This is a genomic window from Chitinophaga dinghuensis (assembly GCF_003259435.1).
In the GTDB taxonomy this organism is placed as follows: domain Bacteria; phylum Bacteroidota; class Bacteroidia; order Chitinophagales; family Chitinophagaceae; genus Chitinophaga; species Chitinophaga dinghuensis.
This window is the reverse complement of sequence record NZ_QLMA01000008.1, coordinates 89,604-105,129: the sequence shown is the minus strand read 5'-3', so window position 1 is coordinate 105,129 and position 15,526 is coordinate 89,604. Positions and strand designations below refer to the sequence as shown.

At 46.4% G+C, this 15,526-nt stretch carries 14 protein-coding genes; 5 read left to right on the top strand and 9 right to left on the bottom strand.

Going from position 1 to position 15,526, the window contains the following annotated elements:
* Window positions 1-107 precede the first annotated feature (107 nt).
* Window positions 108-1,301, top strand: coding sequence for an acyltransferase family protein (locus tag CLV59_RS22260; protein ID WP_111594292.1), 1,194 nt, complete (start codon window positions 108-110; stop codon window positions 1,299-1,301).
* Between the two features lie 52 nt (window positions 1,302-1,353).
* Window positions 1,354-2,535, top strand: coding sequence for an acyltransferase family protein (locus tag CLV59_RS22255; protein ID WP_111594291.1), 1,182 nt, complete (start codon window positions 1,354-1,356; stop codon window positions 2,533-2,535).
* On the opposite strand, the gene CLV59_RS22250 is transcribed toward CLV59_RS22255, so the two are convergent.
* Window positions 2,517-3,485, bottom strand: a complete 969-nt coding sequence (locus tag CLV59_RS22250; RefSeq protein ID WP_111594290.1) for an alpha/beta hydrolase — start codon at window positions 3,483-3,485, stop codon at window positions 2,517-2,519. The genes CLV59_RS22255 and CLV59_RS22250 overlap by 19 nt on opposite strands.
* A 120-nt stretch (window positions 3,486-3,605) precedes the next feature.
* On the opposite strand from CLV59_RS22250, the gene CLV59_RS22245 reads away from it, so the two are divergent.
* Window positions 3,606-5,141: a M20/M25/M40 family metallo-hydrolase gene (locus tag CLV59_RS22245; RefSeq protein ID WP_111594289.1), complete on the top strand. Its 1,536-nt coding sequence runs from the start codon at window positions 3,606-3,608 to the stop codon at window positions 5,139-5,141.
* A 12-nt stretch (window positions 5,142-5,153) separates the two neighbouring features.
* Here CLV59_RS22245 and CLV59_RS22240 read toward each other — a convergent pair whose 3' ends face one another.
* Complete coding sequence (locus tag CLV59_RS22240; protein ID WP_111594288.1) at window positions 5,154-5,918, bottom strand: DUF2490 domain-containing protein; 765 nt, start codon at window positions 5,916-5,918, stop codon at window positions 5,154-5,156.
* A 155-nt stretch (window positions 5,919-6,073) separates the two neighbouring features.
* Here CLV59_RS22240 and CLV59_RS22235 point away from each other — a divergent pair, with 155 nt between their 5' ends.
* Entirely contained in the window at window positions 6,074-7,597 is a 1,524-nt protein-coding gene (locus tag CLV59_RS22235; protein ID WP_170137873.1) for an ArnT family glycosyltransferase, read from the top strand.
* Between the two features lie 42 nt (window positions 7,598-7,639).
* Here the strand turns inward: CLV59_RS22235 and CLV59_RS22230 are convergent, their stop codons facing one another.
* From CLV59_RS22230 to CLV59_RS22210, 5 genes are all read right to left on the bottom strand, one after another.
* Window positions 7,640-9,208: a discoidin domain-containing protein gene (locus CLV59_RS22230; RefSeq protein WP_111594286.1), complete on the bottom strand. Its 1,569-nt coding sequence runs from the start codon at window positions 9,206-9,208 to the stop codon at window positions 7,640-7,642.
* Window positions 9,209-9,396: 188 nt separating this feature from the next.
* Window positions 9,397-10,131, bottom strand: a complete 735-nt coding sequence (locus CLV59_RS22225; protein ID WP_111594285.1) for an SDR family oxidoreductase — start codon at window positions 10,129-10,131, stop codon at window positions 9,397-9,399.
* Between the two features lie 33 nt (window positions 10,132-10,164).
* Window positions 10,165-11,715, bottom strand: coding sequence for a DHA2 family efflux MFS transporter permease subunit (locus tag CLV59_RS22220; protein WP_111594284.1), 1,551 nt, complete (start codon window positions 11,713-11,715; stop codon window positions 10,165-10,167).
* A gap of 75 nt (window positions 11,716-11,790) precedes the next feature.
* On the bottom strand, window positions 11,791-12,381 hold the full coding sequence (locus CLV59_RS22215; protein ID WP_211324010.1) for a TetR/AcrR family transcriptional regulator: 591 nt from the start codon (window positions 12,379-12,381) through the stop codon (window positions 11,791-11,793).
* A 38-nt stretch (window positions 12,382-12,419) separates the two neighbouring features.
* Window positions 12,420-13,379: a metallophosphoesterase family protein gene (locus CLV59_RS22210; RefSeq protein WP_111594283.1), complete on the bottom strand. Its 960-nt coding sequence runs from the start codon at window positions 13,377-13,379 to the stop codon at window positions 12,420-12,422.
* A gap of 82 nt (window positions 13,380-13,461) precedes the next feature.
* On the opposite strand from CLV59_RS22210, the gene CLV59_RS22205 reads away from it, so the two are divergent.
* Entirely contained in the window at window positions 13,462-14,214 is a 753-nt protein-coding gene (locus CLV59_RS22205) for a DUF2625 domain-containing protein (RefSeq protein WP_211324009.1), read from the top strand.
* Between the two features lie 36 nt (window positions 14,215-14,250).
* Here the strand turns inward: CLV59_RS22205 and CLV59_RS22200 are convergent, their stop codons facing one another.
* A complete protein-coding gene (locus tag CLV59_RS22200) occupies window positions 14,251-14,646 on the bottom strand; it encodes a hypothetical protein (protein ID WP_111594281.1) in 396 nt (131 codons plus the stop codon).
* 11 nt (window positions 14,647-14,657) lie between these two features.
* Window positions 14,658-15,515: a sigma-70 family RNA polymerase sigma factor gene (locus tag CLV59_RS22195; protein ID WP_111594280.1), complete on the bottom strand. Its 858-nt coding sequence runs from the start codon at window positions 15,513-15,515 to the stop codon at window positions 14,658-14,660.
* Between the last annotated feature and the right edge of the window lie 11 nt (window positions 15,516-15,526).

Genomic DNA, 15,526 nt, shown 5'->3' with positions numbered 1-15,526 from the left:
ATTATCAATTTAATAAAAAAATCAGAATTCTGATGAACTAATGTTAGGAATGCAGATAGACCGCAGCGTGCTGCTGCCCGGAATGCAGCGACTATCCAGATATTAGTATGTTCAATCTCACGCCCATGACCCCAGTTAGTCTGCTCCCTATAATTCCTATACTTATCTTGATAGGATTGGTTGTATTGCCAGTAAGTCGACTGTTAGGAATACAGGCTCCCCAGGGTAAATATCGCACGATAGACGGACTAAGAGGCTACCTGGCCTTCTTTGTATTCCTGCATCATTCGGTGGTATGGTATTACTTCTTACACACTGGCAGCTGGAGCTTTCCGCCATCTGCACTATACCATCACCTGGGGCCGGGAAGCGTCTCCTTTTTCTTCATGATCACTGCATTCCTCTTTTTTTCCAAACTCATGGATGCCCGGGAAAAAGGTATAGATTGGAGTAAACTCTATATTTCCCGTTTCCTGCGTATTCTGCCGCTATATTTTTTCCTCCTGATCCTGTTGTTCCTGATTACTGGAATAGTAACAGGCTGGAAGTTAAATGAATCACCCAGCCAGCTGCTACGTCATATCTTTGGCTGGCTGCTGTTTATGGAGCCCAACCTGAATGGCGTTACACTCCGACTAGTAATAGCCGGTGTTATCTGGAGCCTTGCCTTTGAATGGCTGTTTTATTTCTCTTTACCATTCTGGGGCCTCCTGCTGTTCCGGCTGAAACCCTCCGCTATGGTGTTGCTCTTTGCCGCTGCAGGATTGGCATTGTTTGTATGGGTCATCTATAGCTTTTATCCCGTCATGGCATGGCAAAGAATGAGCGCCTTCATAGGAGGAATGCTCGCTGCGTATGTTGTTAAATTACCAGGTTTTAGGGAGACAGCCAGCCATTGGTCCACCACCATCTTCATCATTGGCTTGTTGTATATCGCTATATTTATTATTCCGCCTTTCAATTATCCCTTCTCCCTGCTGTGCTTTGGGGCCTGTTTCCTGGGCATAGCCGGCGGAAACACATTATTCGGATTACTAACGCTGAAAGCCTCCCGCTTACTGGGACAAATTTCCTACTCTATTTACCTGCTCCACGGATTGTTACTGTTCTCTACCTATAACTTCGTGATATCGTTCCGGGTAGTGCAGCAGTTGTCTCCCCAAAATTACTGGCTGATGATAACAGGTATCGCTGTGGTATTAATCATTATCTGTTGCATTACCTATCGCTTTATCGAGAAACCTTGCCTGGAAGCGGCAGATAATGCCACCAAAAGGATTAAACAAATTATTCCAACATGAAAGGATATTGCAGTGAGAATGAAGATATTGAGACTGAGCTTAAATTTCAGCCATGAGTCCTGTCAGTCCGCTTCCTATGCTCCTCATTCTCTTACTGGTATTGCTATGGGTGACGGTGGTGAGTCGTTTACTGCGACTGGAACCACAGGAAGGCCGCTTTAAGTCGATCGATGGCCTCCGCGGATACCTGGCCATTTACGTTTTTCTGTATCATTCTATTCTCTGGTATTTCTTTCTGCAAAAAGGTCAATGGATTTCCCCGCCGCCTTCTGTGATACATGCAAACCTGGGCGCCATCTGCATTTCCCTGTTTTTCATGATCACCGCTTTCCTGTTTTTTTCCAAACTGGTCAACGCCCGCACCAAACAAGTAGACTGGGTCAAATTATACATCTCCCGTATACTGCGTATATACCCTGTTTATACGCTGGTGGTGATCCTGATGCTGTTGGTAGTAGGCATGGTCACGAACTGGCGGCAGCAGGAATCTCCAGGGCAGCTATTGTTGCACAGTGGACAATGGCTGCTGTCGATTGCGGCCGATGTCAATGGCGTGAAAGGAACTAAACTGATTATAGCAGGCGTGGTATGGAGTCTGGCCTTTGAATGGCTGTACTATGCTGCATTACCCTTACTGGGATTAATAATGGGAGTGAAATCGCCCTGGTATATCTGGATGATGGCGCTTTTCTTCTTTGCTTTGTTTGTATGGATTATTTGGATCTGGTATCCTGCCAATGCACTCAATAAAGCCCTGGCATTTACAGGTGGTATGCTGCCTGCCTTCTTCGCCCGCAATCATCAAGTGCGTAAGATCGCCTCGCATTGGATGATTTCTGTGCTAATGACGGCCGTACTTGTACTGGCAGCATTGTATTCTCCCTATATCTATGCTCCGCTGACTTACTTTTGTGCTACTTTTATTTTCGTCTGCATTGCCTGCGGCAATACTTTCTTTGGTCTACTTACCTGGAAACCCTCTTGTTTGCTGGGGCAAATTGCCTTTTCACTTTATATTGTACATGGGCTAATATACTTCGTCGCTTTTATGCTGATCATGGGGATGCCTGCTGCAAAGGCGCAGCAACCGCTGGCGCACTGGCTGACCACCGGCATATGTAGTCTGGTATTGGTGACCATCTGCACGCTGTCTTATAAGTTTGTGGAGCGCCCTTGCGTGGCGGCATCAGAACGTATAACTGCCAGGGCTAAACGTTATCTGGAAGTGGAATAACGAGCCATATCTGCACTGGTTTTCGCTACTGTATCTTTAATCCATAGCAGACATGGATCTATCCATTGAGCAGTGGCTGTTTGGTTGTTGACGCCAAAACCATGTCCGCCAGTGGTGTAAAGAAATAACTTTACAGGAATATGATGTTGTTCCAGTGCGGCGGTGAAATACAGACTGTTGGCCACTTTCACTTCCCGGTCGTCCATGGCATGTACAATGAAAACGGGTGGGGTATTATCGCTGACCTGCAACTCGTTCGAGTATTCATGAATTTTTTCCGGGGTAATATCCGGACCAATCAAATTTTCACGGCTTCTCGTGTGGGTCAGACTGTCAGCGAAACTGATCACCGGATATACGAGCACCATAAAATCGGGACGCAGATTGGTATTCCGGGGATTGTCCACATAAGTTTTGTTGAAATGTGTACCGGCCGTTGAAGCGAGATGACCGCCCGCTGAAAAGCCCATGATTCCTACTTCATTCGGGTGAATCTTATATTCCGCTGCATGTTCCCGCACATATTGAATAGCCCGCTGGGCATCCATTACAGGTACTATTTCTTTATGGGTCATCAGATCGGTTCTGGGAAGCCGGTACCGCAACAGGAAGGCAGTAATACCAGCGGCAGCCAGCTTCTGCGCGGCAGGAATGCCTTCCACCACATCTGCTAGTCCACGATAGGAACCTCCTGAACAAACCACGACGGCAATACCAGTAGCCTTACCAGGAGCAGGTTCAAAAATAGTAAGGGTAGGCGTAATATTCTTAGGCCGGATAATAACCGTATCCTGACCTGTTATCCAACTTTGGCCGCGCAGGGTATCGAACAGAGAAGTGGGTGCAATAGCATTGGGTACTTTCCCCTGCTCATAAAGAGGGACAGACTGCTGCTGTGCTCTTACAACGATACCTGCAAATAATAACAACAGAATGCTGATGGCTTTCATAACAATTGTTTGTTTTCATAGTAAGACATCCAAACTCGCCTGATCGTACTAATTTACGGAGGTTTTTTTTCAGAACAATTGCAGGATGCAGGTCGTTATCCAAGAAAACCCACCCCTGCAATGAAAAAATTCTTCCTGGGAATCCTGTTATTACTGATAGTGCTGGCTGCTTTTATTGTAGTGCGGACAATGATGTATCCTTTCCCCAAGCCACCGGCTACGGGTGAAGAGCCGGAAACATATGCTATCAGCGATACCTCTTTGATGCGATTTGCAGGGGGCATTCGTATTCCTACCGTTTCCCATGCTGACTATGATCAGTTCAACTACGGGCCCATCGAAGCATTTGATACTTACCTCCGTAATCAATACCCTCGTGTTTATGCTGGTACGGAAAATTATACGGTCAACCAGTATGGGCTGGTTTTCCATTGGAAAGGCCGCAATGCGGCATTAAAGCCTGTTATCTTCCTTTCTCACTACGATGTGGTGCCTCCCGGAGAATATACGGGAACCGACAGCGGTCAGGTGACGTTCTCGCCTCATGATCCGGCAGCGCCACCTATTTCCGCTTATCCCGGAGCCTGGGAACGTTACCCTTTCAGTGGGGCAGTGGTAAATGGACGTATCTATGGCAGAGGAACCCTGGATATGAAAAGTATGCTGTTCGCCCTGATGGAGTCTGTCGATCATCTGATGGCGACCGGATTTGTGCCGGAAAGAGATATTTACCTGGCCTTTGGCTTCGATGAGGAAGTAGGAGGTACCCATGGCGCGTTGAAAATTGCCACGCATTTCAAAGAGAAAGGGATCTCCTTTGATGCCGTATATGACGAAGGCGGTATTGTTTCTGCTGCTGGCAGCTTGCCGGGTGTTCATGCGCCCATCGCCCTCATCGGCTGCGCAGAGAAAGGGTTCTGGTCTGCCACTGTACGGGTAAAAGGATTAGGCGGACATTCCTCTATGCCTCCTTTGCAAAGTGCTATCGGGAAGGCGGCCGTGATCATGCAACGATTGGAAAATGACCAGATGAAGCCGATGCTCATTCCGCTGATGCAGCAGTTTTTTGCCAATATCGGGGGAATGATGGACTTCAAAACACGTATGGCAATCGCCAATCCCTGGTTGTTTAAAGGGCTGCTCCTGAAAACCTTACAAGGAAATAATACCACCAATGCCCTGGTGCGTACCACCACCGCGCTGACCATGATGAAAGGCAGTGACGCCAGCAATGTGCTGTCGCCGGTAGTGGAGTTCACCGTGAACTTCCGGATCCTGCCCGGAAATACAGTAGAAGATGTAAAATTACACCTGGAACATGCCTGCAGAGGCTTCGACGTAGAAATAGTGAATGTAGGCGTTCCCAGAGAGGCTTCTCCTGTTTCCGGCACAGATGCGCAGGGATACCGCGTAATGGAACGTACCATCCGTCAGTATTTCCCCGGAGCGGTGATAACGCCTTATCTGACGATTGGAGGAACAGATGCCTACAAGTATACCACAGTAAGTGAGCATGTATACCGTTTCATGCCGGTGCTGATCAATAATTTTGAACAGCAATCCATTCATAACAATAACGAATATATCAGTATCAATAACTTCAGCAGAATGATACAGTATTTCCAATCAATGATGAAAGATTATGACAAGCAGTAACCGTGTCTCCCTTTATTCATCTTCATACTGGAGCGCTGGTTCTTTTTCCTGCTTACCATGTTTACGCATCCAGGTATAATAGAAAAACAGTCGGATGGTATGATTGTAGTCGTATTGATATCCGGAGGCTTTCTGCTGGGAAACAAACATATAGCCAAAATCATAAGACCAGCCACGGCCCATACTTTGACGTATACCGGCAAATGCCCTGAACTGATCAAAGGTATTATTAACGACCTGCTTGCCGAATTGCACGGCTACTTCATTCGCCACGGTTATCTGAGGGATAAAAGGATTCGCGCTCAGCGGAATGCCAATGCTGATCAGATAACGGAAACGGTTGGAGAAGGAGTAGTCTCCCGTAGACATATCATTACGCAATATTTCCCGCCAGCGCTGTTCACTACGAAATCTGTTTAACAGCGATACTTTCCCCACTTTGGAGGAATAGGCAATTTGCTCATACCAACGGTTTTCGTCGGCGAATGTTTTATAACCAGGCGTGCTGGGAGCTAGCCACAGATGCGCGTAACCGGTAATAAATGATAACTGCTCATTCAGCCAGTAGCCAACGCCTCCCCGCAAAAAGTAAAAACTGTTATCCGCTACGAAATTGTTTCTGCGTATATGTAAATCTCCTACAAATCCCCAATGGTCCGATACCCGAAAGGTACTGTTCAAACTTACCCATGTTTGTAACTGCGACTTGACTTCTTTTTGTTGCTGGGCAGCCACAAGAAAAGGAAACAGTAGCAAAAAAAAGAAAAAATACTTCATATACAACCATTGCCCTAAAGAGGCATCTGAAGATTACAATTGGAAGCCGCTTATGTTCAGATTATCGCCAGTCAACAATTAATATCTCCTATGAAGCTGCCAATTGATTATATTGATGGGATTACTAGTTTGCAACTGAATGTATCGTTATGCCCATGAAGTCTACTAAACTCATTATCCTGTTTTTTTGCCTGATAAAGCTGACACTCCACCTGATCGCTGATTGTAATACCGGTTATCAGTGGGACGAATTCCTGCATATTTCCGCTGGCAATCATCCTGCTGTCGGTTATATGGAGTTCCCGCCATTAATAGGTTTAATTGCCTGGATACAGAATCTCTTTCATTCGGATGCAGTTTGGGTACATCATATCATTCCACATATTGCCGGGCTGATTATCATGGTAACCGTTGCACAGACAACAATCGCATTGGGTGGAGGAAATAAAGCAGTCTTTCTCACTTTACTGGCTTTTCTCATTATGCCGGCAACAGCCAGAACAGAACAGCTACTGCAACCAGTGGTGTTGAGTCAGCTCTTTTGGGTGCTGAGCTTCTATCAGCTGCTGCGATACATGCAAACGCAACAGGAAAAATACCTGGTGCAATTACTCATTTTCGTGACATTGGGTTTCCTTTCCAAATATGATATGATGTTCTTTGCTGTCGGGTTGGTAGCATTGTTTACGACAGCCCCTCTACGCAAAGCAATGATGGAGCAGCGCTGGTGGCGATATGCGATCCTGTTCCTGCTGATAATGCTCCCTAATATTATCTGGCAATACCTCCATCACTGGCCGGTTTATCAGATGTTTCACCAGTTATCTATTACCCAGTTGGATGGATTGTCTTATGGTAAAATTATAGTGGGTATTATTCTGGGTTCGAATATCCATAACCTGGTGTTATTGCTCCCGGGTATCGTGTATATGTTTATCCGCAAACCGGAGCGTATATACTTTCCCGTGGGATTGTCTGTCCTGATATCCTTCCTGGTGTTGTTGCTGAATAAAGGAAAGTCCTACTACTTTTTCCCTATGGTGCTCACCATTCTGCCTTTTGGGGCGGTATTCCTGGAGGAGAAGGTGTTTAGTCGGTTAAAATGGATGCTCTGGCCAGTTACTGCGCTGCTAGTATTCGGCGCATGGATGATCCCCTTTGGTATGCCTGTACTTGATATGAACAACTACGTTAAGTACTATTACCCATTCCAGCAAAAAGAGGTACCCGGAACGAAGTATGCAATTCCATACGAAGAATACTATACTAAGGATATGGAGCGGGAAACCCTGCAAGCCTTAAAACAGGTGTATGATAGTCTGCCACAGGCGGAGAAAGCGACGGCAATGATTTGGGGGAAGCATTATAGTCAAACAGGATTGCTGGACCTCATGGGGGCCAAATACGGGCTGCCTGCGGGTTTTGGTTATCATGGCAGCTTTTATCTCTGGGCGCCGGAAAAAGGCCCGATGCCGCCCACTGTTATTGCAGTAGCTTATACAGATACGCCGATAGCATTCTTTACCCCTTTCTTTGAAAAAGTGGAAGTGGTAAAAGTAATACCTAATTACTATTCAGAATATGACGGAAGAATAAATCAGACCATTTATATCTGTCGGCAACCGAGATACGATTTCGCACAGATGAAGGAGAACTTCAAACATCGAATATTTGAATAATCCCTCTTCACCGCAATGGCAAAGAGGGATATAGGAAGAAGGTTAGAATGCGCCCAGTTCAGCCAGTACCGCGTAATAGGTACCCAGGTAATTGGAAGCAGTGACTACTTTGATGTATTGCGCGTTAACAGTACTGCTAAATGTGATGTATTGTTTGGAATTCACATTTGCCAGCGTGTAGCTGCCCATGGAGGTCCAGCTGCTGTTATCGGTGCTCACATAAATGGTGATGTCTTTCAATGAACCGTTGAGGTTGGAACGGTGCAGGAAAGATAATCCGGCAATAGATTTTTGTCCTGCCATATTCACCACCACCGTATGCGGATGCGTAGGCTGCACGCTTTTCCATTGCGTATGCCAAACGGTATTCTGATCGTTGTCCAGCAGGTTTACGGCTTGGCCGTCATTTTCCTGACTGTCTACATATGCAATACTCCAGGTGGATTTGTTCAGTTCATCTTTACTGCTGAAAGTGAGTACCGGCTCATTGTTCACGAAGTTATACGGATAAGAAAATTCTGTCGAAGAACCATTGGTATAAAGGAAACGAATACGCATGGCATACAATCCTGTTTTCTTTTGCAACTCATTTATTGGCATCGCTAATGTGATACTGTCGCCGGAAGGTGTGGCTACCCATGCAACGGCGTCGTAGTCGCTGCCTCCATCCGGGTCATTGTAAACAACTACTCTGTTTACAGATTGGGTGGCGCTGAATTTCACTTTCAGATTAATGTTTCCACCGCTGTAATCCGCTTTAATTACATTGATGGTGGTATTTCCGCCTCCATAGATGCCTGTGGCACTGCTGGTACGAAATACCTGTGAATTGTTAAGAATCGCCGCGCTGGCTGCTGTAAGGAAAGTGGGATTTTTACCATAAGTATAGTTCCCGCTGCCCATCAGTGCCGTACCTTTTGTAGCATCTGCCGCTTCGGATACTTTTTCATGGTTATGGGGGAGATTAAGGCCATGGCCCAGTTCATGCATCAGGCCGCCAATCCATTTGGTAGCGCGATTTCCCAGGGTGGTATTCTGCCCCAGGTAACTGGTGTCCATTTCTGCGTAATCCAGCGCAAAGCACCAGCGTCCGAGGCCATAGAAGGGCACGCCGCCAGGATCGCCGTCTGCTGCATAGGAACTGGCAGGCATGATCACCAAGGTGTGCTCACTGTTTTTGGCAGTAGGATTATTGGCAAAATAGGTATTCAATTCGCCAATTACCACATTGCCGCCGCCATCATAAGGGTAGGCGGATTTCCCTTGTGCGCCGCGAACAACGGTAATTTTCACTTTGCCGGAAGAATCAAAAGGCAGGCCGAACGAACGATCCCCATACCCCCAGTAACTCATCCATTTTCCATAAAACTGCTGGCCTTGCAAGAGAATACCGTTTAGTCGTTCCCGGTAGCGGGTAATAGTGTCGGCATCTGAGGGAACGAAGTAAATGATGTTCAGCTTATAGGCGCTGGGCGTGAGTGTCAGCATAGCGGATTTGCCGGCGGACAGCGGCTGCAATCCCTCGCTGATAGTGCGTTTACAAGCACCAAACAGTACAGAAGAGAGCATCAGAGCTCCTGCAATAAGTACATGGCGATTTCTAGTTTTCATTGTTCATATTTATGTGGTTAAACAAGACGTGGTTCGACAGACTTTGGTTTTCTCGCTACAGGATCGACAGGGCGCTTCAAATAAGATGATCTAATTTAACTAAATGGCGGCATTGTTCAAAATTTCGCGGAGGGATATACGAAAAAAAAGTGTCTCAAAAGTTGGGGCGCTTTTGAGACACTTTTTTGTTATTCATTCATAACAGTCAGTGCATCTGTAGGAGAGGCCAGGCTTAGCTGGTAAAAAGCTTCTGTGTTGGCAACCCTGATTTCGTAAATATCATTTGCCAAAGCAGTCATGAATTCTGAGGCTACCTGTGCTGCAGGGATACCTTTCTGGCCGCCTATTCCGGCAGAGAACTCCGTATTCACTAATGGAGGCATCAGTTCAAATACTTTAATTACAGATGGGGCCAGCGATAACCGAAGCGATTGTGTGTAAGAATGTAGCGCCGCTTTTGTAGCTGCATAAGAGGCCAACTTCTTGCCCGGAGCAAATGCGAAAATGCTGGATACATTGACAATAGCGGCTGCTTCCTGTTTTTCCAGGAGCGGAATCAATAATTCATTGAGCCGGATCACAGAGAGATAGTTCGTCAGCATTTCGTGACTGGCGCGGGAAAAGGTATCCGTGTCTGCCCGCAAATTATTTAACGATGCAGCGCCAGCGTTGTTGATGACCATGTTTAATTCCGGAAATTCTTCCTGTATCCAGGCTACGAGTCGATTCACATCCGCCTCATTAGTGATATCTCCATTGAACGTATGTACCCAGGGTAGTTCGGATAGAGCGTTTTCCAGTCTTGCTGCATTACGTCCGGTAATAATCACTGTATTGCCGGCATCCGCTAATGTTGCAGCCAGTTGAAATCCAATGCCAGCGCTGCCGCCAGTGATAAGTACTGTGTTCTGTGTCGTTTTCATTTGTATGATTTTTAGAGAGATGAATAGTTATCGTTAATGATCTTGTAATTGTTGCATGGCCATGGTGGGAGTGGCTTTGCGGCGTACCATCAGCAGCAGCGGCAAACAAATCAGGAAGAGGAATCCTACCATGGCGTAGGCATCCAGGTAGCTCAGAAGGTTAGACTGTTTGGTAACTCCATATTCCATCAGACCTATTGCCTGCTTGCGGGCATTGCCAATGGTAGCGCCATGTTGCAGGAAATATTGGGTATACTGCTGTAGCCGGTTGGATACCACCGGATTATCCGGATTCAGGTAATTCACCAGGTCGGATCGATGGGCCGCAGCACGACGAGCCGTATAGGTATTCACCATCGCAATGCCGAAAGAGCCGCCTAGTTGTCGCATCATATTATTCAGGGCGGCGCCCTGGGGAATATCTTTCGCTTCCAGCGTGGAAACCGCCAGCATGGTAAGTGGTACGGTGAGTAATGCGATACCCACTGCGCGATAAATCAGGTTATTGCTAATCAATGCGGCAGATACCTCCAAACTCATGCGTGACATGGTCCAGGAAAAATATATGAACAAGGCATAGCCCAGGATAATCATCACGATAGGGGAAAGTCCTCGCTGTAGCAACTTCCCTGATATAACTAAGGATAGCAAGGCAAAGAAGGAGCCCGGCAATAAGAGTAGTCCGGTTTCTACAGGCGTGAAGGAGAGTAGTCGCTGTGCAAATACAGGCGTCAGATACACAGAGGTAAACATGCCTATTCCCGTGATGAAAGTAAGTATCGCCGCTACCGTTAAGGTTCTGCTGCGGAATACTCTTAGATTAACCACGGGATCGGATACACGTAGTTCCCATATAACAAAGGCGATCAAACTAAGTATAGCCGTTACCGTGAATACAGTGATGTAAGTAGTGTCGAACCAGTCTTCCTCCTGACCTCGTTCCAGCACGGTTTGCAGCGTACTGACCCCAATGATCAGCAGTATTATTCCTAACCAGTCTGTTTTCTTTACTTCTGGTTTGATGGTCGCTTCCTGTAATAGTAAGAAACAGGATATGGTAACAATAATGCCTACGGGAATATTGATATAGAATATCCATGGCCAGGAGTAATGTTCTGTGATAAAACCGCCCAGGGTAGGGCCGATGGTAGGTCCGATGAATACGCCCAATCCGAAGAGGGCGCTGGCAATACCCTGCTTTTCCCGGGGGAATAATTCAAACATGATCGCCTGTGAAACGGAGAGAAGTGCGCCGCCTCCAAGTCCCTGCAAAAACCTGAAGAATACCAATACCCAAATATTCGATGCGTTGCCGCACATAAAAGAACAAACAGTAAACAGGATGACCGAACCGATGTAGTAATTCCTTCGTCCCAGGCTCCCGCTCAGAAAGCTGGACATAGGAATCACAATCACGTTGGCAATGGCATAGGAGGTCACTACCCAACTGGTGTCGGCAAGGGTGGCGCCGAGGTTTCCGCTCATGTGGGAGAGGGCCACATTCACAATGGAAATATCTATCAGTTCCATAATGGCGGCGGCTATGACCGTAACGATTAAAATCTGTCGCTTAACAGGATGCATATTTTTATATTTTAGACCGATCGGTCTCTTTTTTGAGAAAAAAATAAGCCGTTTCCGGCTTGGGTTTGGAAGTCATTATAAGGAGAACGACTCTATTTCTTCTTTTAGTAGTTTGGTAATAATTTTCATCTGACTGTTGTTGTCAAACATTTTGGAAATCAGCACGGCGCCTTCAAACATGGCAAACATCTTCACGGCAAAGGTTTGTGGATGCACGGTGTCGGCGAATTCCCCGGCGGCAATACCTGCGCTTACGATACGGGCTATACGGGCTTGTGAAAGTTTAATCGCATTGGCCACTTTCTCTTTCATCAACGGATCGGTATCATCTGCTTCTGTACCAAAATTTAACATAGGACATCCTCCCGCAACAGAAATGGGGCCTATGTCATTGTAATGATCCAGCAAGGCAAACAGCTTTTCCTTATGGGTAGCTTTGTCGGCCAGCCGACTCGTTATATTCGCGGTCAAACGCTCCATCAGGTAATCAAACACAGCGCGACATAAATCTTCCTTACTATCGAAATTGCCATAGATTCCTCCTTTGGCCAGTTTGGTAGCTGCCATCACATCACTGACACTGGTACCGGCCATTCCTTTTTTGTTAAAGAGGACGGCACTCTGCTCAATGATAAACTGTTTGGTTTTTTCTCCTTTCGTTTTCACAAGACAAAAATAAGACCGTTCGGTCTATATTTCCAAATTTATTTTTTCAGGGAGAGGGTATGGTGACTGATAGTAGTGGGAAACCGGGCTTTCACTTTATCCGGTACAACATCCCGGAAAGTGGTTGCCATCCCGGAAATACGGAGCGTTCCGGCAGGGTCCAGGTGAAGGAACGCAAACAGTGGGTCTTTGTAGTAATGGGCGCCTGAATCGGTGTAAACGTAGCTGGCGCTGTTCATGATAAAGTAGTGTACGCCATTGCGTTCTCCATAGCGATCGTCATGATCATGACCCATAAATACTGCTGTGACGGCATTATTGGCGCCGTTTTGTTTGGCCTGGAGGTTATGGGCATCGAATATTTGCAGGATATCAGCGGCATTGCCCAGCTCCGTGAACCAGTCGCTCAGAAATACCGGCTGATGCATAAACACAATACTGGGGGCTTTTGCCTGGGCGAGATCTGCTTTCAGCCATTCGAGCTGCGCTTCATCAGTAAAGCTGCGGAAAGGAGAGCTGAAAGGGGACCAGTTACTGTTGTTATAGTCGGTCAGCTTACCATCTGATTGCTTCAGAAAATTACGGTCCATCACAATAAAATGGTATCCTCCTGTATCAAAGGAATAGTAATTCTTTTCCATACCCCATAGTTTCATGATAGTGGCTTTATCGCATACGTCCATATCATGGTTTCCCAGTACATGGTATTTAGGGCCTTTAAAGCGGTTCCATTGTGCCATTATACCATCTGAACCAACTGGGCGGCAGAAGTCGCCGCACTGAAGAATAAAATCCGGCGATTCCCGCATCACGGCATCCATGAATACTTTCATCCTGGCATCTTCGTGCACGCCAAACTGCAGGTGATGCAGGTCTGTGATAAATCCAATTTTCAGCGGTTTCCGGCTGGCAGCCGGCGCGATGGAGAATACACGGGAACTGGCCAGTAGGCCGGCCCCGGAGAGGCTGATCTGGCGGAGGAAATTTCTGCGTTGCATGTTCACTGTAAGTTATACGGTAAGATAGGGAATTACTTTTTCATTTTTATGTGTATATCTTGCGGGCTGCAATAATTTATTCATGAGATATTGTCATTGGAGAATGTTACTGGGTAGCATTTCCCTATTTATCACCATCAATTGTTCGGTCATGGCGCAGGAGCAAAAAAGACCCTTGGAAGCATTAATCAATACCTCAGAGCCGGCATGGCCACTGCTGCAATCCAGGATAAAAAGTGCCAAGCATACCGTAGAAATACTCCCGGTAACAATGGAGAAGGCCCGAAAAACTTTGCTGGAGGTGCAGGTGACTACACGTTCTCCGATGGGGGCTATCATCTATAATACTGGCGGTTTGCTGGTGGACGGCGGTTGGATTAGAATTTTAGGATCTGGTGCTGCGAAGATGAAAAGAAGTTTACATACCTGGAACTGGAATAAAACCATCGGCGATCAGCAGGCAGGATATCTCATAGTAGCGGATGATGCGGTGGGTGGCTATTTTGCGATTAATGGCGGTGGATTGGGTACGGATATGGGCAAAGCCTATTATTTTGATCCGGCTACTTTGAAATGGGAGGCGCTGGAACTGACATACAGCCAGTTCCTGGAATTCTGCTTCAACGGAGATTTGGCTGGTTTTTACAAGGATCTCCGTTGGAAAAGCTGGGAGAAGGAGGTCGCCACTTTGGATGGGGACCATGTATATAACTTCTATCCGATGCTATGGAGCAAGGAGGGGAAGGATATTAATAAAAACTCCAGGAAAGCGGTACCCGCAGAAGAGCAGTATAGCTTTAATCTTCAGTTGATAAAGCAGTTGGGCTTGCATTAAGCATCTGCTGTAATATCGGTGTAGCCTATACGAAAATTAGTCTTTCGTTTTTGCTTTATTCAATTTCATCAGCAGGGTATAGGATATACTATTGCCTTGCTTGTTGGCCAGCAGGTATTCATATATCCAGGTGGCTCTTTCCTGTAAGGCGATATCCTGTTGAAGACTGGCCTTATATTGCATGGTGTCTGCGATGAGTTCCAGTACGTCTGGATGCACGGGGTGTTGTTGCAGGAGAGACGCGAGGCTATCCAACGGAGTAGTTTCCAATTGCTCCAAGGTGAGGCCGGGTTCCCGCAACAGCTCATTCAGGCGGATTTCCAGGTCTTCCAGGGCAGGAGGGTTGGAGCCTCCTGCCAGGCGGTTAAATGCTGCAAATGCTTCTGCTATCAATCGCTCGAAATAATCTTCTTTTCTATGTTGTATGGCCATGGCTGATGCGTTTAAGCTTGGATCTGTTGAGACAGTAAAGATAACTTATCCGGATCAACTACGCTGTTGATGCTTTGGATGGAATGGTCTGGTCCGAGTTCAAAAACCAGGCAGGAATATAATTTCCCATCCTTCGAAAAGAGCAATGCCGGTTGATGGTTAATCCAGTGAAATGCAGCGTCTGCATATTGCAGGTATTTGTCGAATACCAACGCCAGTACGCGTGCCACTTCGCTTGCGCCATGAGCGATCTTCGTTACTACATTTATTTTACCGCCGCCATCTACCATGAGCGCCACTTCAGCGGATAGCATTTTCTCCAGTCGCGCTACGTCCCCTCTCCGAATGGTATCCATGTAATCCATCAATAAGGATTTTGTATCGGCTTCCTGCGTTTTGGAACGAACGGCCGCTTCCGGCTTAAACAGCCTCGTTTTAGCCCTGCTGAGCAGTTTCCGGGAGTATTCCTCCGAAATAGATAATACCTCCGCAATATCCGAATGCGTGTAGTCAAAACTTTCTTTCAGAATGAATACGGCTCTTTCGATAGCTGGCAGTCTCTCCATCAATACCATCAGGGAATAAGAAAGTATATCCTTCAGGTATACATTCTTATCTGCAGTATCGTCTGTGGCTATAGGCTCCGGCAGCCACTCCGCAGGCTGCCGGCTTATTCTTTTATTCCTGTTTTTATAATTGATCGCCAGGTTAATCACACTTCTGATTAAATAGTTTTTCTCGTCCTGAATACCTGCTCTTTCACTGGTATAATATTTCGATAAAACTTCCTGTACCGTATCCCTGGCATCTTCTGCTGATCCCAAAATGTTATAGGCATATGGAAACAACAATTGATAATATTGCGTCATAACTATAATTA